At 62.2% G+C, this 19,964-nt stretch carries 14 protein-coding genes and 1 riboswitch; of the genes, 5 read left to right on the top strand and 9 right to left on the bottom strand.

Annotated features, from left to right (window positions below; all coding sequences use genetic code 11):
- Positions 1-42 precede the first annotated feature (42 nt).
- From epmB to CNQ84_RS02855, 3 genes are all read left to right on the top strand, one after another.
- Complete coding sequence (gene epmB / locus CNQ84_RS02865; RefSeq protein ID WP_096003422.1) at positions 43-1,071, top strand: EF-P beta-lysylation protein EpmB; 1,029 nt, start codon at positions 43-45, stop codon at positions 1,069-1,071.
- A 182-nt stretch (positions 1,072-1,253) separates the two neighbouring features.
- Positions 1,254-3,038 (top strand): molecular chaperone, encoded by a 1,785-nt coding sequence (locus tag CNQ84_RS02860; RefSeq protein WP_096003421.1) that lies wholly within the window; start codon positions 1,254-1,256, stop codon positions 3,036-3,038.
- Between the two features lie 62 nt (positions 3,039-3,100).
- Positions 3,101-5,170, top strand: coding sequence for an EAL domain-containing response regulator (locus tag CNQ84_RS02855; protein ID WP_096003420.1), 2,070 nt, complete (start codon positions 3,101-3,103; stop codon positions 5,168-5,170).
- Positions 5,171-5,236: 66 nt separating this feature from the next.
- On the opposite strand, the gene serB is transcribed toward CNQ84_RS02855, so the two are convergent.
- On the bottom strand, positions 5,237-6,448 hold the full coding sequence (gene serB / locus CNQ84_RS02850; protein ID WP_096003419.1) for a phosphoserine phosphatase SerB: 1,212 nt from the start codon (positions 6,446-6,448) through the stop codon (positions 5,237-5,239).
- Positions 6,449-6,610: 162 nt separating this feature from the next.
- Between serB and CNQ84_RS02845 the strand changes: the two genes are divergently transcribed.
- Positions 6,611-8,146: a histidine kinase gene (locus CNQ84_RS02845; protein WP_096003418.1), complete on the top strand. Its 1,536-nt coding sequence runs from the start codon at positions 6,611-6,613 to the stop codon at positions 8,144-8,146.
- Positions 8,147-8,172: 26 nt separating this feature from the next.
- On the opposite strand, the gene parC is transcribed toward CNQ84_RS02845, so the two are convergent.
- The 8 genes from parC to thiC form a co-directional block, all read right to left on the bottom strand.
- Positions 8,173-10,455, bottom strand: coding sequence for a DNA topoisomerase IV subunit A (parC, locus tag CNQ84_RS02840; protein WP_096003417.1), 2,283 nt, complete (start codon positions 10,453-10,455; stop codon positions 8,173-8,175).
- Positions 10,456-10,501: 46 nt separating this feature from the next.
- On the bottom strand, positions 10,502-10,981 hold the full coding sequence (locus tag CNQ84_RS02835; protein ID WP_096003736.1) for a retropepsin-like aspartic protease family protein: 480 nt from the start codon (positions 10,979-10,981) through the stop codon (positions 10,502-10,504).
- Between the two features lie 41 nt (positions 10,982-11,022).
- Positions 11,023-12,048 carry an SdiA-regulated/phytase-like domain-containing protein gene (locus tag CNQ84_RS02830; protein WP_096003416.1) on the bottom strand — a complete coding sequence of 342 codons (1,026 nt, stop codon included), beginning with the start codon at positions 12,046-12,048 and terminating at the stop codon, positions 11,023-11,025.
- The gene (gene parE / locus CNQ84_RS02825) at positions 12,048-13,943 is read right to left on the bottom strand and encodes a DNA topoisomerase IV subunit B (RefSeq protein WP_096003415.1); all 1,896 of its coding nucleotides are present in this window, start codon (positions 13,941-13,943) and stop codon (positions 12,048-12,050) included. Before parE ends, CNQ84_RS02830 begins: the two co-directional genes overlap by 1 nt.
- Before the next feature lie 144 nt (positions 13,944-14,087).
- A complete protein-coding gene (gene cpdA / locus CNQ84_RS02820; RefSeq protein ID WP_096003414.1) occupies positions 14,088-14,888 on the bottom strand; it encodes a 3',5'-cyclic-AMP phosphodiesterase in 801 nt (266 codons plus the stop codon).
- A 73-nt stretch (positions 14,889-14,961) separates the two neighbouring features.
- Positions 14,962-15,426 (bottom strand): DUF1249 domain-containing protein, encoded by a 465-nt coding sequence (locus tag CNQ84_RS02815; RefSeq protein WP_407920648.1) that lies wholly within the window; start codon positions 15,424-15,426, stop codon positions 14,962-14,964.
- Entirely contained in the window at positions 15,423-16,037 is a 615-nt protein-coding gene (locus tag CNQ84_RS02810; RefSeq protein WP_235827162.1) for an NUDIX domain-containing protein, read from the bottom strand. The genes CNQ84_RS02815 and CNQ84_RS02810 overlap by 4 nt, the downstream gene beginning before the upstream one ends.
- A gap of 202 nt (positions 16,038-16,239) precedes the next feature.
- Positions 16,240-18,123 carry a phosphomethylpyrimidine synthase ThiC gene (gene thiC / locus CNQ84_RS02805; protein WP_096003412.1) on the bottom strand — a complete coding sequence of 628 codons (1,884 nt, stop codon included), beginning with the start codon at positions 18,121-18,123 and terminating at the stop codon, positions 16,240-16,242.
- A gap of 73 nt (positions 18,124-18,196) precedes the next feature.
- Positions 18,197-18,293, bottom strand: a riboswitch (TPP riboswitch).
- 218 nt (positions 18,294-18,511) lie between these two features.
- On the opposite strand from thiC, the gene CNQ84_RS02800 reads away from it, so the two are divergent.
- Positions 18,512-19,945 (top strand): TolC family outer membrane protein, encoded by a 1,434-nt coding sequence (locus CNQ84_RS02800; protein ID WP_096003411.1) that lies wholly within the window; start codon positions 18,512-18,514, stop codon positions 19,943-19,945.
- The last annotated feature ends 19 nt before the right edge of the window (positions 19,946-19,964 follow it).

Raw genomic sequence — 19,964 nt, 5'->3', positions numbered from 1 at the left:
ATTCAGTCGGACACCCTGATACCCATGCGCGGAAAAACGCCAATGATACATGCTTCTGCAGTTCGTGTTGAGCCTGCCAGCTGGCAAAATCTGCTCGCCTCCAGCATCACCGACCCGCGCACCCTGCTTCACCGCCTGCAACTGGACCCGCAACTGCTCGAGGGCACGCTGGCTGCCGCGCAGGACTTTGCCCTGCGCGTCCCCGAACCCTACCTCTCGCGCATCCGGCCCGGCGATATCAACGACCCCCTACTGCGTCAGGTGCTGCCGCTCGGCATCGAGCTGGACGAGCAACCAGGCTATGTTGCCGACCCGCTGGGCGAACAGCACAGCAACGCCCGTCCCGGCATCATCCACAAGTACCATGGTCGCCTGCTGCTGGTGGTCAGCGCCGGCTGCGCGGTCAACTGTCGGTACTGCTTTCGTCGTCACTTTCCCTACCAGGACAACAGCCTCAGCACCGCTGAATGGGACGCGGCACTGGACTACATCCGTCAGGACGACAGTATCAGCGAAGTCATATACAGCGGCGGCGACCCCCTGGCCGCCAACGATCGACGCCTGGCCTGGCTGACCCGCGAAATTGCCGCCATACCCCACGTACGCCGGCTACGCATCCACACTCGACTGCCGATCGTGATTCCGCAACGCATCACCCCGGAGCTGATTGATGCGCTGTGCGGCACGCGCCTGCCAGTGACCATGGTCTGGCATTGCAATCATGCCGCAGAACTCGATGAGCTGACGCGCGATGCCGCCAACCGTCTGCGTCAGGCCGGCGTCACCCTGCTCAATCAGGCGGTCCTGTTGCGGGGCGTCAACGACACCCTGTCGGCACAGATAGCCCTGAGCGAAGCACTAGGCGACAGTGGCGTATTGCCCTATTATCTGCATTTGCTCGACCGCGTGCGCGGCGCCAGCCACTTTCTGGTGCCCGACTATCAAGCGCAAGAGCTGGTCGGACGCTTGCTTACGCGCTTGCCCGGCTACCTGGTACCCAGGCTGGTACGCGAAACCGCCGGTGAACCCGCCAAGGTCCCGGTCAGCGTCACCCTGGTGCATGACCTATAAATAATCAGAGGATTTGGCAGTAGCGCATGGCAGGTCGCGACTCGGCTTCTGCACTTAGCCAGTTGAGGACTAAGCTGCTACAGTGTTTTCACAGAAGACAGAACCCTTCAAGTGCCACGGATGAGCAGCACACCATTGCTGCCACGGCCCGGCCGGAAACGCATGTACTGGATACGACTGTTATGGATAGCACGACGCAAAAAATGCACTTGCGCATACCTCAGCAAACGCTCAGCAGCCTGAGCTTCGCCGAGGGCACCGAGAAGGGCATCACCCAGTGGCTGGCCAACCTCCCCAAGGCCAACATCGGTGAAACAGCCCGCCAGCTCTATCAAGGACTGATCGAGCTGAACCAGTACGAGGTCGCCCCAGACCGCAGGCTGGCGATGCTCGAGCGTATTCGCCCTGAAGTTCACTACGTCTGTTCGGCGCTGTCCAAGTACTATCTCGGCCAGTCCATCGTGCTGGAAGACAAGCCTCGCAAGGTTGCCAACCTGTCGCAATCCCTGCAAAACCACTTGGCCAATGGCTACAAGATCGTGGTAGCGCAGGAGCGCAGCATCAAATCGCGCGACCACAGCACCCTGATGACACTGGCCCTGCAGCGCTCCATTCGTGGCCTGTGCGGTCCACTGCTGCGCGCTTTCCAGCTCTATTGCCCGGTCGCAGACGGCATCTGGCTCGAGCTGCATCAGCTGTATCAGATGGCTCGCAAGCGCAAGCTGCACCAGACCCCGGTCAATGACACCGAAAGCGCCAACAAGCAACCGCTGAGCATTGAGCAGTGCTACCTGGTGGCGCTGCTGATGGGCTCGGCGCGTCCCAACCAGATGCGCCAGAGCGCTATGGGCCGGCTGTTCGCCACCCTCGAAGACTGGAGCAAACACGCCCGCCTGGTTGAACCGGATGACAGCAAAGCGTTGTTCATCATCAACCCGGACATGGATTGCCCGCCGCGCTACAAATCACTGATTCGCGGCGAAAGCCTGGACAACAGCCTGGGCCTGGATACCCGGGGGCTGGTCAGCAACATCAAGAATTTCATGCTCGAAGGCAACGACTATTCCGGCGACCTGAACATCCCGGGCACCCTGGGCATCGAGCTGCTGCAGCACGTCAGCCAATCCTGGGGCGATCTCGCCGAGCGCACGTTCAACCGTATCCCCAGTCAAGGCCAGCTGCGCGTCAGTATCGGCATGAGCGCCACTCACTTCCGCATTGCCGGCAAGGCCTTTGCGCGCATGATCGACGCCACCGAAGAAGAGCTCAACCCCTTCTCCGAGACCGCCCAACGCGCCAAGCAAGGCGGCTGGACAGGCGCCTTTGACGGCGGCCAATCGGTCGAATGGAGCGGCGGCAACATTGAACAGATCGATTACGGCAGCCAGGCCGACGGTGACGACGACAGCGACGAAACCTACCCGATCCACAGCCTGCCGATCGTCAACCATAGCCCCGGCGGTTTCTGCCTGACCTGGCCCAAGGACGTACCCAAGCAGCTGCAGGCTGGCGAATTGCTGGGCGTGCAAGAAGCCAACGAGCAAGACTGGAGCCTCGCGGTGGTACGCTGGATTCGGCAGGTACGCGGCGGCGGCACACAGATGGGCATCGAGCTTATCGCCCCCCACTGCACCCCCTGCGCAGCCAAGCTGATTCGCAAGACCGGCGAACCAAGCCAGTACCTGCGCGCCCTGCTGCTGCCCGAGGTTACCGCCATCGATCGGCCGGCAACCATCATCACTCCGCGCCTGCCCTTCCAGGTCAACAGCAAGATCAGCATCCTGCAAGGCGGCAAGGCAGAACGGGCTCACCTCAACAATCGGGTTACCGCAACCGGCAGTTTCAGCCAGTTCGAATACCACCTGATCGAGCAGCCACGGGAAGAGAAGCCTCAATCTGAGACTGAAGGCGCATCTTTGACAGTCGCTGTCGAGGATGACTTTGACTCACTCTGGAAGTCTCTGTAGATTCAGTGCTCTGATACCGCAACAGGCTGCGCAGCAAGGCAGCCTGCACTCCCCGGAAGACCATGGCCAACGATAAAAAAGCCATCAGGCTGCTGATCCTCGACGACTCGCAAAACAACGCTGAGCGTCTGGTTAGCCTGCTTCGCAATGCAGGGCACGCCACCCGCGCCCATCGCATCACCTCGACCGAAGACCTGCAGGAGTGCCTGCAGCAAAACTGGGATCTGTGCCTGGCCCAGCCGAAAACCAGCTTCATGAGCGCCGAAGACGCCGCTGCACTGATCAAGCGTCAGTCGCGGGATGTGCCGCTGATCCTGCTCAAGCCCGGCATCGATATCGACATGCGCACCAGCGCGCTGCGCTGCGGCATGGCAGACGCCCTGCCGCAAGACGCCGACGCACTGCTGACCCTGATTGTAGACCGCGAACTGGTCAACCTGGAGGCCCGCCGGCAGCGGCGCATTGCCGAGCAGAACCTGCGCGAGGCAGAAAAGCGCTGTCAGTTGCTGCTCGACAGCTCGGTCGACGCCATCGCCTATGTACATGACGGCATGCACATTTACGCCAACCGCGCCTACAGCGAACTCTTTGGTTACGAAGATGCCGACGACCTGGCCGCCGAACCCATGGTCGGCCTGATCGATGCCGAAGATCAAGCCGCGTTCAAGGACTTTCTGCGTCACCATGATGATCAGGGTGGCCAAAGTGACCTGCGCTGCAAGGCCGTCGACAGCAGCGGCAAGCGCTTCCCCGTTCGCCTGAGCTTCTCGCCTGCCAGTTACGACGGCGAGCCCTGCACCCAGGTAGTCATTCGCGCCGAGACCGCCAGCGCCGAGTTCGAGGAAAAGCTCAAGGTCATGGCCAGCCGCGACCTGGTGACCGGCATGTTCAACCGCGCCTACTTTCAGGAGCAACTCGACACCGTACTGGATCAGGCCGTACGCCAGGGCGTTGCCAGTACGCTGGTATACCTCAGCATCGATGGATTCAGCAGCCTCCAGGCCGATATCGGCATTGGCGCAGCAGACCTGTTGCTGACTGACCTGGCGCAGCTGCTGCGCAACCATTTCAGCGAAGATACGCTGATGGCGCGCTTCGCCGATGACGCCTGCAGCATGTTGCTCGAGGGTCAGGAGCCCGCAGCGGCCATGGCGCAACTGGAAGCGCTGCGCAGCAAGCTCGAAAGCCACCTGTTCGAGTCGAACGGGCGCACCGTACGCATCACCGTGAGCATGGGCGTGGCCGCCATCAGCGAAACCAGCGCCAATCCGACTGAAGCCATCGACCGCGCGCACCGCATCGCCGACCAGCTGAGCACCGACGGCGGCAACGCAATCAAGGTGTTTGACCCACTTGAAGAACTGGCCATGCAGGCCAACCGCGGCGACCTGATTGCGCTGATCCGCCATACGCTGGAGACCAATGGCTTCCGTCTGCTGTTTCAGCCGATCATCAGCCTGCGCGGCGACGAAGCCGAGAATTACGAGACCTTCCTGCGGCTACTCAACAGCAAGGGAGAAGAGGTGCCCGCCAGCGAGTTTCTGCCGGCAGCAATGGAAGCCGGACTGGCCCTGGATATCGACCGCTGGCTGATCAGCCGCGCGGTGAAACTGTTGAGCAACCACCGCAGCAAGGGCGCCGAAACCCATCTGCTGCTGAACCTCAGCGCCGCCAGCCTGCAATCACCCGATATGGTTCAGTGGATCGCCGCCATCCTCAAGGAAGCGCGCCTGCCGGCCGACGCCATCATCTTCCAGTTCAACGACGCCGACATCAACACCTACCTGAAGCAGGCCAAGGTGCACACCGATGCGCTGCGCCAGATGCATTGCAGGGTATCGATCAGCCACTTCGGCGGCGCCTTGAACCCCTACGCCTCACTCAAGCATGTACAGGCCGACTACATTCAGATCGACGGCTCCTTTACCCGTGACCTGTCCACTGCCAAGGCGGTAGATACTTTGAAGGAGATGATCAGCGCGCTGCACAACCAGGGCAAACTGACCATCGCGCCCTATGTCGATAGCGCCACCATGATGCCGACCTTGTGGCAGGCCGGCGTCAACTACATCCAGGGCTCTTACCTGCAGGCGCCCAGCGACGCCATGAACTACGACTTCAGCGCTGAGTAACTCGCAAGGAAGCGCTGATACATCCCGCAAGGACACGTGGGATTTATCAGCGCATTCCTATCCAGCTCAGGCGCCATCCCGGTCGCGGAAGCCCAGCAGATACAGAATGCCATCCAGCCCCAGAGTCGAAATGGCCTGCTTGGCAGACTGTTTGACCAGCGGCTTGGCACGAAACGCCACACCCAGCCCGGCAATGGAGAGCATCGGCAGATCGTTGGCGCCGTCGCCCACGGCGATGGTCTGCTCCAGGCTGATTCCCTCCTGCTGGGCCAGTTGGCGCAGCAGCTCAGCCTTGCGCTGACCGTCTACAATCGGCTCCTCAACCTCACCGGTCACCAGACCATTCTCGACCGGCAAGGCGTTGGCATAGACGTAGTCGATACCCAGGCGCTGCTGCAGGCGCTCGGCAAAATAGTTGAATCCCCCGGACAGAATCGCCGTCTTGTAGCCCAGACGTCTTAGCTGGGCTATCAGGGTTTCTGCGCCCTCGGTCAGGCGCAGTGATTCGGCAATGCTGTCGAGCGTGGAGACCGGCAAGCCCTTGAGCAACGCCATGCGCTCACGGAAGCTGGCACGAAAATCCAGCTCGCCACGCATCGCCCGCTCAGTGATCTCCGCCACCGCCTCGCCCACGCCCGCGGCCTTGGCCAGCTCATCGATCACCTCGGCATCGATCAGCGTGGAGTCCATATCGAACACCACCAGCCGGCGATTGCGGCGGAACAGGCTGTCTTGCTGAAAGGCGATATCCACACTCAGCTCCTGAGCGATAGCCAGGAACTCGGCGCGCAGGGCTGCCGCATCCGCCGGCTCACCGCGCACCGAGAACTCGATGCAGCCCTTGCCCTGATCTTCCGGCAGACCTTCTGGGATGCGCCCCGACAAACGGTCGATATGATCAATATTGAGGCCATAGCGAGCAGTAATCTCGCTCACCCGCGCAATGTGCTCGGCGGTAACCCGACGGGCCAGCAGCGTTACGATATGCCGCGCCTTGCCCTGCCCCTCTACCCAGCGGCTGTACTCTTCGGCGCTGACTGGAGTGAAACGTACTTGCTGGTCCAGCTCATAGCCTCGAAACAACACATCCTTGAGCACATCAGAGCTGCCTTGCCCGGCCGGCATTTCCACCAGAATCCCGAAGGACAGGGTGTCGTGAATAACAGCCTGGCCGATATCCAGAATATGGACCTGCGCCTTGGCCAGCAGGCCAGTGATGGCAGCAGTCAGGCCCGGACGATCAGGGCCAGTGATGTTGATCAGGACAATTTCCTTCAAGACGCACACTCCGGCAGATGGAACTGGCGGCTATTCTACCCGCATTTGGCAACCAGCTCACAGATCAGCCTTTTTCCGCTTTTCGCGAATAGCTATACTCGCCCAACGCGTCGCTGCCCGGTTACATCAGGGTGCCGCCTCCGCCACCAGTCGAGTCTTGCCTTGAGCCGCCCAACTTCTACCCCGGACAATCTCTTTTTACGCTGCTACGCCAACCTGCGCCGCCGCTCCCTGACACTGGCCGGTGCCCTGCCGCTGATGGTACTGGCACCCATGCTGCTGATGCTCGTTCTGCTGCTGTGGCTTGGCAAGGTGCAGTTGAATCAGGACATTGCCCAGCAGGCGGACCGCACGGGTAGCGCGCTGGCCAGGCAGATCTCCGCCTCGGCCGCCGAGCCACTGGCCGCCGAGGACCGTCTCAGCCTGAATATGCTGTTGGCGCAGTGGGCCCAGAACCCGATGATCGCCCATGTCAGCCTCTACTCCCCCAACAACCGCCTGCTGGCCGAAGCCGGCAGCGAGCCGCCGCGCCATCTGCGTGCACCAGGCCAGGGACGCTACCCCGCAGCCGTCCACTTGCAGGACCAGCTCGCCGGTCAGGTACAGCTGACTCTCAGCGCGGCGCCCTTCAACCAGCCTGCGCAGCAGCTGCTTGAACGCCTGATCTGGGGGCTGCTGCTTATTGGTGGTGTCGGGGGCCTGCTGGCCTGGCATCGTGCACGAGAACTGTCACGCCAGCTCTCCGCCCTGGCCGAGTGGGACAGCACCCCCAGCTACCCGGCCCCCGGTTATCGCCGCCGTGATGAGCTGGGCGAACTATCGCGCGCCTTGCTTGCTCATCGCGGGCTGCTGCCAGAACCCGCGCCGGAACCGGAGCCTGTAACCGAGCCGGAGCCCGATCACGTCCCGCTGATAACACCCGCCTATATTGAGGCGGCCGATAACCTTGAGGTCGAGAGCGTCGCAACACCCGCTCTGGCGTCAGAGCCGGACGACGACAGCCAGAGCACGCCGACAGACGAGCCGCAGGCACAAGAGAGCAGCGCAGAAACCGACAATGGGGCAGCCACGGACGACGCCCCGACTGACAGCGCAGCAGCAAGTGAACCGGCGCCTGAACCAGCGCGCCAGGCGCTGCTGGCGGTGCGCCTGGGCAATCAGGAGGCGCTGCGCCGCCTGCCGCGCGAGCGGCTGATGACACTGCTTGAACGCTATCGCCAGCAAGTACAACGAGCCTGCCAGCTCTACGGCGGTGAGCAGCACACGCTGTTCGACGGCACCAGCGTACTGCTGTTTCGGGATAATCCGGAGGCGGGCGGTGCGGAGTTGAAACACAGCCTGTGCTGCGGCGAGCTGCTGAGAGTACTCGGTCATGATCTGCAGATCGAGATTGCTGACACCGGTACTGCCCTGCACCTGCAGTTGGCGCTGGGCCATGCCGCCGGGCTGGTCGGGCTGGATGAAAAGGCGCTGGGTGAACACCCCGCCTGTCAGCAGGTACTGGAGCAGCTGCAGCACAGCCGCAACCTGCTCCTGGTAGACGCCGAGCTGGCCGCCAGCACACCGCTGCGCCAATGCGCCTCAACCCGCCGGCTGGCCAGCCAGCCGGGCACCTTCTGCATCGAACGCCTGCTTGAGCCGTATCAGTCGCTGCTCGAGCGTCAGCTCAGCTCGCTGTACAACCAGCGCCAGGCCTAGCCGGCGCTGGCTGCTCAAGGCAGCGATCAGACGCCCTCGGCCGACGCACTGGCTGACGGCAACTCTACAGCTACCTCGTCGACTTTCTGGAAGCCCCGCGGCAGCTTGTTGCCGCGGCGGCCCCGCTCACCGCTGTAATGCTCCAGATCCGCCGCCTTGAGCGTCAGGGTGCGCTTGCCAGCCGTCAGCACCAACTGCGCCCCCGGCGGCAACACGGCCAATCCGGCAACAAACTCCTCGCGCGATTTAACCCGAGCAGAGGGCAGCGACAGTATCTTGTTGCCCTTGCCCTTGGAGAGTTGCGGCAGGTCCTTGAGCGGAAATACCAGCAGACGTCCCTCGTTGGAGACCGCCGCCAGATGACTGCTCTGCGGGTATCGCACGCGCTGCGGCGTCAGGATGCGGCCACCTTCGGGCAGATTCAGCAGCGCCTTGCCATTCTTGTTCTTGGCCAGCATGTCTTCGCCCTTGACCAGGAACCCGTAGCCGGCATCCGAAGCCAACAGATACAGGCTCTCATCCTCGGGCATCAGTACGGCATCAAAGCTGGTGCCGGCTGGCGGGCTGAAACGACCGGTCAATGGCTCACCCTGCCCTCGTGCCGACGGCAACGTGTGGGCTGCCAGCGAATAGCTGCGCCCGCTGCTGTCGATAAACACCGCCTGCTGATTGGACCGTCCGATGGCCTGCCCCAGGTAGGCATCGCCCGCCTTGTAGCTGAGCGCTGCGCCGTCGACATCATGCCCCTTGGCACAACGCACCCAGCCCTTTTCCGACAGCACGACGGTCACCGGTTCAGAGGGCACCAGATCGGTTTCGGACAGGGCCTTGGCCTCTTTGCGCTCCACCAGCGGCGAGCGACGCTCATCGCCGTAGGTCTCGGCATCGGCAACCAGTTCGTCGCGCACCAGGCTACGCAGCTTGCGCTCGTCACCCAGCACGCTCTGCAGGTGGTCACGTTCATCGCGCAGCGCATCCTGCTCGGCGCGAATCTTCATCTCTTCCAGGCGCGCGAGCTGACGCAGACGCGTGTCAAGAATGTAGTCGGCCTGCAGCTCGCTGAGATCAAACCGGGCGATCAGCTCGGCCTTGGGGTGGTCCTCGGTGCGAATGATGTGAATCACTTCATCCAGATTGAGGAAGGCAACCAGCAACCCATCCAACAGGTGCAGGCGAGCCAGCACCTTGTCCAGCCGGAACTGCAGACGGCGCCGCACGGTCGCCACCCGGAAACCCAGCCACTCGCTGAGCAGGGTCCAGAGATCCTTGACCGCCGGCTTGCCGTCGGTGCCGATCACGTTCATGTTGACCCGGTAGCTGTGCTCCAGGTCGGTGGTGGCAAACAGGTGCTGCATCAGATCGTCCAGATCGACCCGGTTGGAACGCGGCACGATGACAATGCGCGTCGGGTTTTCATGATCTGACTCGTCCCGCAGGTCCGCGACCATCGGCAGCTTCTTGTTCTGCATCTGCGCGGCAATCTGCTCCAGCACCTTGGCCCCGGACACCTGATGCGGCAGCGCAGTGATGACCACCTCGCCATCTTCCTTATCCCACACTGCACGGCAACGCACCGAACCACGCCCACTGGCGTACATCTTCAGCAGCTCGTGACGGGGGGTAATAATCTCCGCTTCGGTGGGGAAATCCGGCCCCTGCACATGCTCGAGAATCTCGTCGAGGCCAGCGCCCGGGTCATCCAGCAGACGCACACAGGCCGCCGCTACCTCCTTGAGGTTATGCGGCGGAATATCGGTGGCCATGCCCACGGCGATGCCAGTCGTACCATTGAGCAGCAGATTGGGTAGACGAGCCGGCAGCACCATGGGCTCGTCCATGGTGCCGTCAAAGTTCGGCTGCCAGTCCACCGTGCCCTGCCCCAGCTCCGCCAGCAACACCTCGCTGTAGCGCGCCAGACGGGCTTCGGTGTAACGCATGGCGGCGAAGGACTTGGGATCGTCCGGCGCGCCCCAGTTGCCCTGTCCGTCTACCAGCGGATAGCGATAAGAGAAGGGCTGCGCCATCAGCACCATGGCTTCGTAACAGGCCGAATCGCCATGCGGATGGTATTTACCCAGCACGTCACCCACGGTGCGGGCCGACTTCTTGTGCTTCGAGCTGGCCGACAGCCCAAGCTCGCTCATGGCATAGACAATGCGCCGCTGTACCGGCTTGAGGCCGTCGCCGATGTGCGGCAACGCACGGTCCATGATCACGTACATGGAATAGTTGAGGTAGGCTTCCTCGGTAAAGGACGCCAGCGAGCGACGCTCTACGCCATCCAGGCTCAGGTCCAGTCCATCACTCATGTTTCATCTCCACAGGTGGGCAGCGCCAGGCTACCCGCTTGAAAACTCATTGATACTGTCGCAGCAGCAGATCACCGCCCTGCGAACGAAAATCCAGCTGGCGCAGGGCACTCATGCCCAGCAGCACTTCGTCGCCACCCATGCCAGGAACAATGCCGGCCTCGACGTCATGCAAGCGAATATCGCCAATCTGCAGGCTGTTCAGTCTGGTGGCATAGCCTTCTGCTGTGCCGTTGGCGGTGTCGACCATAAATTGCCGTCCGCGCTCCAGCCCCAGCTCCTCGGCCAGACCGGCCGGCACCGCAACAAAACTCGCCCCGGTATCCACCAGCAGGGTAACGGCGCTGCTGTTGATGCGCCCGTTGACCAGATAGTGCCCCTGGCGGTTGGCCTCAAGGCGCACCTCGACCGCACTGTCCAGGCGACTGGACTCGGGGTTTTGGTTGGGATTGCGTTGACGCTCCTCCACACCACTGAACCAGAAGGCAGCCAGCAACAGGCCGGCAATCCACGCCAGAATCATCATGCCGGTGCCCAGCTTGCGCTGGGAGGGAGGCGTAGATTCGTTCACGGCGTCACGTCCTCCTGCCAGTCCGCCGGCAGCGCAAAGTGAAACAACCAGGGCCGCGCGTCGCCATCCGGGCGCAGCCGGTTGTTGTTGTCCAGACCGATGACAATTCCCTCGTCGCTGATCAGCAGGGCTTCTGCCAGACCAAACGGGGCGTCCGGATAGAAATAGGGCTCAACCAGTACCGACTGGGCAAAGGACCAGCAGCGTTCGCGCTTGCCGGAAAGTGCGTTACGCCGGCACACCTGATGCGCATTGCGCTCCAGGGTCCACAGCCATCCCTCCCAGAACACCAGATCGGAAAAGTCGACCGGCATGACTTCACGGTTGAGAATACCGGGACCAAAAGGCTCGGTCGGCAGGAAGCGGCGCTCAGCCAGCAGGACACACCCAGCCAGAGGACAGACCCAGCGGTCGCCCTGACGCTGCAACTTGACCAGCCCCCTGCCCTGCCGTTCGGCCGCCAGCCACAGCGTGTCGGCCTGGGCATCAATCGCCACCCCTTCGGCCAGTGCGTTGACCTGTTGCCACAGACCACGGGCTTCCCCTTCGGTGTAGACCGCCGGATCCAGATCCAGCCAGCTACCCTGCACCGGCGTCTCAGCGGGCGGCGGCAGACGCAGGACACCCAGCTGACTTTCGCTGACCAGATAACGGTTGCCTTCGCCATCGCAGGCCAGTCCTTCAAAATCCAGCGCCTGGCCGCTCAACCCGCGCAACCAGGCACCGGCCAGCAACTTGACTGGCAACATCGAGGGCGAGTCGGCCGGCAGTGTGAAGCTCTCTACGCTCGCCTGATAGGCATGCTCGCCACGCTGCAACACAAACAGGCTGGTGTCCTCACGGTCAGACAGCGTCAGCAACTGCCCATTACAGTGCTGCAAAGCAGACAGGTTGCCACGCGGCATGCCGTCTACCGGCAGGGCGGCTTCCAGCTGCAACTCGGGCGCTCGTTCAAAAGCATTGGCAAAACCGCTCAGCAGCAGCACACAGGCGCCCAGCAGGCGCAGACCAGCATGACGCATCAGAGCAGCACCTCGGCCAGATCACCCTTGCTTTCCAGCCAGGCCTTGCGGTCAGAGGAACGTTTCTTGGCCAGCAGCATGTCCATTAGCTGCTCGGTATCCTGTGTCTCGTCCACGGTCAGCTGCACCAGTCGCCGCGTATCTGGCGCCATAGTCGTTTCGCGTAACTGCAACGGGTTCATTTCACCCAGACCCTTGAAGCGCGTCACCTGAATCTTGCCACGCTTACCCTCGGCCTCGATGCGATCAAGAATGCCCTGTTTCTCGGCATCGTCCAGGGCGTAATACACGTCCTTGCCGATATCCACCCGGTACAGCGGCGGCATGGCAACAAACACATGCCCGGCCTCAACCAAGGGACGGAAGTGACGGACAAAGAGCGCGCACAGCAAGGTGGCAATGTGCAGGCCGTCGGAGTCGGCATCGGCCAGGATGCAGATTTTGCCGTAACGCAGCTGCTCCAGGCTCGCGGCACCCGGGTCCACCCCGATGGCAACCGCAATATCATGTACCTCCTGCGATCCCAGCACTTCGCTGGACTCAACCTCCCAGGTATTCAGGATCTTGCCGCGCAGCGGCATGATCGCCTGAAACTCCTTGTCGCGAGCCTGCTTGGCACTACCACCGGCCGAGTCCCCCTCGACCAGAAAGAGTTCAGAGCGGGAGCTGTCCTGCCCTACGCAATCGGCCAGCTTGCCCGGCAACGCCGGGCCCTGAGTGATCCGCTTGCGCTCGATCTTCTTGCCGGCCTTGAGACGGCGGCCGGCATGACTGATCGCCATTTCAGCAATCTGCTGGCCGATATCGGCGTGCTGGTTCAGCCACAGGCTGAAGGCATCCTTGACCACGCCGGAAACAAAGGCCGCGGACTCGCGGGAGGACAGCCGCTCCTTGGTTTGACCGGAGAACTGGGCCTCCGCCATTTTCAGCGACAGCACATAACTGACGCGCTCCCAGATATCCTCTGGCGCCAGCTTGAGGCCGCGCGGCAGCAGATTGCGAAACTCGCAGAATTCGCGAATGGCTTCGAGCAGCCCCGCGCGCAAGCCATTAACGTGGGTACCGCCCTGGGCGGTCGGGATCAGGTTGACGTAGCTTTCCTGCACCAGCTCGCCGCTTTCGGGCAGCCAGAACACCGCCCAGTCGACCGCCTCCTGCTTGGCGGCAAAGGCCCCGGAGAAGGGTTCCTCCGGCAGCTTCGGCCATTCGGCGCAGGCGTCGACCAGGTAATCACGCAGGCCATCTTCATAACACCAGCTGATCTTCTCGCCGGACTGGCGATCATCGAAGTCCACCTTGAGCCCAGGGCAGAGCACCGCCTTGGCTTTGAGCAGATGCTTCAGCCGGGTGATACTGAACTTGGCCGAGTCGAAATACTTGGCGTCTGGCCAGAAGGTAACGGTCGTGCCGGTATTGCGCTTGCCGACCGTGCCAATGACTTCCAGTTCGCGCACCTTGTCGCCGTTGGCAAAAGCCATGGCGTATTCCTGCCCATCGCGCTTGACCCGCACTTCCACCTTGTGGGACAGCGCGTTGACCACCGAAATACCCACCCCGTGCAGACCGCCGGAGAACTGGTAGTTCTTGTTGGAGAACTTGCCGCCGGCATGCAGCCGCGTAAGGATCAGTTCGACCCCGGAAACGCCCTCCTCCGGGTGAATATCCACGGGCATGCCGCGCCCGTCATCACTGACCTCCAGGGCATTGTCCTGGTGCAGGACCACGCTGATGGTGCGCGCGTGACCGGCCAGAGCCTCGTCGACGCTGTTGTCTATGACCTCCTGGGCCAGGTGGTTGGGACGGGTCGTGTCGGTATACATGCCCGGACGACGGCGCACCGGGTCCAGACCGCTGAGGACTTCCAGCGCATCGGCGTTATAGGTCGATTGAGACATGGTGGAGGCAGGTTTCCTTCTTGAATCTTTTCAACATGCAGGCAGCGGATGCGCAGCAGGCGCGGCAACCGGCAGTAAAGACAGACATGGGGTCACATAGTATCCGGCAGGCCGCTTGCCTGCCACCGTCTGCACGGCGAGAACTCAATAACCAACCGCTTCCGGATCGGGCAGAAACTGGCCGGCAGGCAGGCGAGACACAGCCGTTTCGATACGCCCGTCGTCGTACAGCCGCAGCCAGCGATACCCCGGAGCCTGGGTGTCGGTCGCAAAGTCGTCACTGCTGGGCGCAAACTGCACACAGGTCGAGGGCGTTGCCAGCAGGCGCAGATGTCCAAGCCGTTGGTCGAAATGCTGGTGAATGTGCCCCCAGAGCACGGCCTTGACCCGCGAATCCGGCTCGAGACGGGTCAGCAGGTCCGCGGCATTGAGCAGACCGATGGGCTCCATCCAGTCGCTGCCGATACTCACGGGCTGGTGATGCAGACACACCAGTACATGGCGGTCGCCGGCCGTTGCCAAAGCGTCGTCAAGGCTGTTCAGGGTGGTCGCCGACAAATGCCCCGGCACCGCGCCCAAAATGCTTGAGTCGAGCAGCACGATCCGCCAGTTGCCGATATCCACCCAGTCACGGGTCAGGCCCAGCGGTTTGCCCAGCCGGGCCATCAGCTCGGCGTCATCATGATTGCCGGGAATCCAGTAACAGGGTGCCGGCAAACGCAGGCTGGAGGCAATGAAGCGGCGATACGCCGCCTCGCTGCCATCCTGAGTGATATCGCCAGTGGCCAGCACCAGATCCATGCGTGAAATCTGCTCCAGCACCATGTCCACTACGGCATCCAGACTGGCCTGCGTCTGCAAGCCCAGCAGATCACCTTCTGCATCTGCAAACAGATGACTGTCGGTCAACTGCACAACGCAGATGAAGTCCGATCCTAACGACATCCTGCTCCCACTCCTTGTCCGCGCTCTCGGCGATTATCTTGGCCCCTGCCGCGCCGCGATTCCAGCGATTGGGTCACAGACCCTGACCAGCAAAGAACAACGGCTGTGCGCTCTGTCCATGACGCTGGCAGTAACCAAGCCACTCCCCCAGGAACTGGTTGAGCTGATATTTTTCGTCCGGCTGCAGCATCTGCTCGTTAGGGTACGGATAGACGCCGCGAAACCGCCGACTGTTATAGGCGGCCACCACTTCGGCCAGCCCGGCATCGTGATACATGCGCACTTCCATGCTGGGCGGGGTAACCCAGCTCTGGCGCCGCTCATGGGCCAGCTGTAGCGTCGAGGTATAGGGACAACGCTCCAGTACACGAATGACCAGCGCCTGCTCCTCACCGTCACCGGCATCAATCTCGATGCGCCGCTCATCTTCCTCGTGCAGGCGCGGCATCAACTTGAGCAGACGCCAGTAATTACTCTCGCAGACAGCCTGCAGGCCGATCAGGTCGACCCGGTAACGTGGCTTGCGCAAGGCGCTCACGGCGCGTCTCCGGCACCCGCGCGCAGCTGATCAACGTTCAGTTGCAACCACTGCAGGGCAATGATGCTGGCGGCGTTATCAATCCGGCCGCTGTGCAGCGCGTGCAGAGCCTGCTCTCGCGGCCACAGACTTACGCGGATATCCTCGCCTTCCTCGGCCAGACCGTGAATACCGCCGACACCACGGCTGTCGACCAGCGCACAATACAGATGCACAAACTCGTCACTGCCACCGGGTGACGGGTAGTAGCGGGTAATCGGGTGCAGCGAGCGCAGGGTCAGGCCAGCCTCTTCGTCCGCCTCACGGTGGGCTACCTCCTCCGGGGATTCATCGGTATCGATCAGCCCGGCGACCAGCTCCAGCATCCAGGGGTTGTCGCTTTTCTCCAGAGCACCAATGCGCACCTGCTCGATCAGCACCACCTGATCCAGCCAGGGGTCGTACGGCAGAACACACACCGCGTCGTGACGCACAAACAGCTCGCGGCGCAGCACGGGGCCCCAGCCGCCGTTGAACAGCCGGTGACGCAGATTTAGGACGTCGAGGCGATAGAACCCCTTGAAGCCGGTTTCCCGACTGATGATGTCCACATCATCGCGCGTAAAGGACAAAAGCACACTCCCCGGATCAGTCAGCTGCAGAGCACAAGGCATCTGGCCCCTGCAGGCTGCAAGCAAAGCATAAATCCGCCATGCCCCATTGGCGTGGAGCACAGCGAATAAGAGTCAGTCGCTTAAGCTCGCATATCTGACCGGCAGACGGCAAGGGTCCGGACGTGCCAGACCCTGGACCGCAAGACGCGCGGGAACGCGATTAGAGCTTGTGGTAGAGCTGAGAGCCGGTGGTACGAAACTCTTCGGACTTAGCCTTCATGCCCTCTTCTACCGCCAGATCGACCGCATCGATGCGCTGCTGGGCAGCGTACTCGCGGACCTCCTGGGTGATTTTCATCGAGCAGAACTTGGGACCGCACATCGAGCAGAAGTGCGCTACCTTGGCCGACTCCTTCGGCAGCGTTTCATCGTGATAGGCGCGCGCTGTGTCCGGGTCCAGGCCCAGGTTGAACTGGTCTTCCCAGCGGAATTCGAAACGCGCCTTGCTCAGTGCGTTATCACGGATCTGCGCCCCCGGGTGTCCCTTGGCCAGGTCAGCCGCGTGGGCCGCGATCTTGTAGGTAATGATGCCGGTTTTGACATCATCCCGGTTCGGCAGTCCCAAGTGTTCCTTGGGCGTCACATAGCAGAGCATGGCGCAGCCGAACCAGCCGATCATGGCCGCACCGATACCACTGGTGATGTGGTCATAACCCGGCGCGATATCCGTGGTTAGCGGGCCAAGGGTATAGAAGGGGGCTTCGTCGCAGCACTCCAGCTGCTTGTCCATGTTTTCCTTGATCAGCTGCATGGGCACATGGCCCGGCCCTTCGATCATTACCTGTACGTCGTGCTTCCAGGCCAGCTTGGTCAACTCGCCCAGGGTTTCCAGTTCACCGAACTGGGCTTCGTCGTTGGCGTCGGCAATGGAGCCGGGACGCAGGCCATCACCCAGCGAGAAGCTGACGTCGTAGGCCTTCATGATTTCGCAAATATCCTCGAAATGGGTATAGAGGAAGTTCTCCTGGTGGTGTGCCAGACACCACTTGGCCATGATCGAGCCGCCGCGCGATACGATGCCGGTGACCCGCTTGGCAGTCATCGGCACATAGCGCAGCAACACGCCCGCATGGATGGTGAAGTAATCCACACCCTGCTCTGCCTGTTCGATCAGGGTGTCGCGGAAGATCTCCCAGGTCAGATCCTCAGCAACGCCACCCACCTTCTCCAGCGCCTGATAGATCGGCACGGTACCGATCGGCACCGGCGAGTTGCGGATGATCCATTCGCGGGTTTCGTGGATGTTCTTGCCGGTCGACAGGTCCATCACCGTGTCTGAGCCCCAGCGAATCCCCCAAGTCATCTTCTCGACTTCTTCTTCAATCGAAGAACCCAGCGCCGAGTTGCCGATATTGCCGTTGATCTTCACCAGGAAGTTGCGGCCGATAATCATCGGCTCCAGCTCCGGATGGTTGATGTTGGCAGGGATGATCGCCCGGCCGCGGGCGATCTCTTCGCGCACGAACTCGGCGGTGATTTCCTTGGGGATATTCGCGCCAAAGCTGTGGCCGGCGTGCTGCTCCTTGAGCAACCCGGCCTCGCGCGCCTCCTGCAGCTTCATGTTCTCGCGAATCGCGACGTACTCCATCTCGGGCGTGATGATGCCGCGACGGGCGTAATGCATCTGCGACACATTGCAGCCGGCCTTGGCACGGCGCGGCGTGCGCACGTGGACAAAACGCATGTGATCAAGAGAGCTGTCAGCCAGGCGCGAGGCGCCAAACTCGGAGGTCAGCCCCGGCAGCACCTCGGTATCGCCGCGCTCGTCAATCCAGACGCCGCGCACATCGGCAAGGCCGGCACGCAGATCGATATTGGCCTGCGGATCGGTGTAGGGGCCAGAGGTGTCGTAAACCAGCACCGGCGCGTTGGAGTCGCCGCCAAAGTCGGTCGGCGTATCCGCCAGGCTGATCTCGCGCATGGGCACACGGATGTCCGGGCGCGAGCCGGTAACGTAGACCTTGCGAGAATTGGGGAAGGGTTGGGTGGCGGCGCTATCGGCACCCGAGGTGGCGATGGCGGTATCAGGCAACTTGCTGTTCATTGTTATGCTCCACTGCGTTGAGATGCGCAGGGAACCGAAAAGCCACGGCCACGCCAGCCCTTGCGGACTCGCGCTTGCCGTCTATCTCGATTCCTACGCCGGTGCTAGCCGGTTCAGGTTCAACGGGTATCATCTCAGCCGCTTTGCAAGCAGCACCCCGTCAAGATGTCCGCACAGTCTAGAGCCCTGTCGCCGTAGTCTCAAGCCCGCAGTAGAGGGGCTTTGCCGCAATGGTTTTTCTGGGCGAAAGCTGGCTGACAAAATCCGCGAAAATGTCAGCAAAAGTCGCCACAACAGTTTGTTCCCGATTGTTGATACCAGGCCGCTTGACCCGGCGTTCAGAGCCTTTTAGCCTTGCCTGACTTGCCCCCATGCGAAGGACCTCTGCATGCTCCGCCCTCTTTATGTTGCCCTGCTACTGGCCGGCGCCTCTACCCAGGTTGCAGCCAACACCGATCTGATGACCATTTACCGCCAGGCGGTGCTGAACAGCGCCGATCTGGCCGCCGCCGAGGCAGACGCCCTGGCACGTCAGGAAGCGCTGCCACAGGCACGCTCGCAACTGCTGCCCAACCTGGGCATTGGCGCCGGCGCTGCACGCGAGGATCTCGAGATCGACAACGTGGGCGGTCACGAGTATTCCACACATTATTACCAGGCCAGCCTGACCCAGCCCCTATTCCGCGCCGATCGCTGGTTCACCTACCAGGCCGCCAAGGCGACCACCCAGCAGGCCCAACTGGAATTCTCGGCGACGCAGCAGAACCTGATCCTGGAAGTCTCCCAGGCCTACTTCAACGTGCTGCAGGCGTCCGACAACCTGGCTACCGCCAAGGCTGAGGAAAAGGCCTTTGAGCGCCAGCTGGAGCAAGCCCAGGAACGCTTTGACGTTGGCCTCTCGGCCCGCACCGACGTGCTCGAAGCCCGCGCCGGCTATGACAGCGCCCGCGCCGCCCGCCTGACCGCCGAAACCAACCTGGATGTCAGCTACCAGGCGCTGACCCGGCTGACCAACCAGAGCTACGACAGCCTCTACGGCATCAGCCACGAGCTGCCCGTGCTGCCGCCGACCCCGGCCAGTATGCAGGAGTGGGTCGAAACCGCCGCCGCGCAAAACCTGACCCTGCAAGCCAGTCGCTACGCCATTGAAGGCGCCGAAGACAGCCTGCGCAGCAGCAAGGCCGGCTACGCGCCGGTGGTTGACGCCTTTGTGCGTTACAGCAACAACAACGGCGGGGCCTCGATCCCGACGGCCGGCCAGTCCAGCGCCGACACCGAGCTGACCAGTTTTGGCGTGGAGCTGAGCATGCCGCTGTTCACCGGCGGCCTGACCACCTCCCAGGTGCGCGAGTCCACCTACCGCCTGACCCAGGCAGAACAATCCAGCGAGGCGCAACGCCGCCGCGTGGTAGAAAACACCCGCAACCTCTACCGCACAGTGACCTCCAGCGTTGAAGAAGTGTCAGCTCGCCGCCAGGCTATTGTCTCCGCCAAGGCGGCGCTGGACGCCACCCAAACCGGCTACGAGGTAGGTACCCGCAACGTGGTTGACGTGCTGGACGCCCAGCGCAACCTGTTCCGCACCGTGCGTGACTACAACACCGTGCGCTACAACTACATCATCAACAACCTGAACCTGAAGCTGGCCGCCGGCACCCTTAGCCCGCAGGACCTGCAAGACCTCTCCCAGTGGCTCAACCCGAACTATGACCCGGACGAGGATTTCATCCCGCAGGCAACCCAGGAGGAGATGGAGCAGATGTCGATGGGCAACCGCCCCACGCCGCTGCCGCCGAGCGATCCGGACAGCACCACGTTCTAAGCTCGGGTCCGACCAACAA

The sequence above is a fragment of the Pseudomonas abyssi genome (assembly GCF_002307495.1).
Lineage (GTDB): Bacteria > Pseudomonadota > Gammaproteobacteria > Pseudomonadales > Pseudomonadaceae > Halopseudomonas > Halopseudomonas abyssi.
Note: the sequence above shows the minus strand (reverse complement) of the source record. Positions and strands in the feature narration are given on the sequence as shown.

What these genes read in the sequence shown, in the direction of transcription:
- epmB (WP_096003422.1), top strand. Translation starts at nt 43, where the DNA reads ATGATACATGCTTCTGCAGTTCGTGTTGAGCCTGCCAGCTGGCAAAAT.
- CNQ84_RS02860 (WP_096003421.1), top strand. Translation starts at nt 1,254, where the DNA reads ATGGATAGCACGACGCAAAAAATGCACTTGCGCATACCTCAGCAAACG.
- CNQ84_RS02855 (WP_096003420.1), top strand. Translation starts at nt 3,101, where the DNA reads ATGGCCAACGATAAAAAAGCCATCAGGCTGCTGATCCTCGACGACTCG.
- parC (WP_096003417.1), bottom strand. Translation starts at nt 10,455, where the DNA reads ATGAGTGATGGACTGGACCTGAGCCTGGATGGCGTAGAGCGTCGCTCG.
- CNQ84_RS02835 (WP_096003736.1), bottom strand. Translation starts at nt 10,981, where the DNA reads ATGATGATTCTGGCGTGGATTGCCGGCCTGTTGCTGGCTGCCTTCTGG.
- CNQ84_RS02830 (WP_096003416.1), bottom strand. Translation starts at nt 12,048, where the DNA reads ATGCGTCATGCTGGTCTGCGCCTGCTGGGCGCCTGTGTGCTGCTGCTG.
- parE (WP_096003415.1), bottom strand. Translation starts at nt 13,943, where the DNA reads ATGTCTCAATCGACCTATAACGCCGATGCGCTGGAAGTCCTCAGCGGT.
- cpdA (WP_096003414.1), bottom strand. Translation starts at nt 14,888, where the DNA reads ATGTCGTTAGGATCGGACTTCATCTGCGTTGTGCAGTTGACCGACAGT.
- thiC (WP_096003412.1), bottom strand. Translation starts at nt 18,123, where the DNA reads ATGAACAGCAAGTTGCCTGATACCGCCATCGCCACCTCGGGTGCCGAT.
- CNQ84_RS02800 (WP_096003411.1), top strand. Translation starts at nt 18,512, where the DNA reads ATGCTCCGCCCTCTTTATGTTGCCCTGCTACTGGCCGGCGCCTCTACC.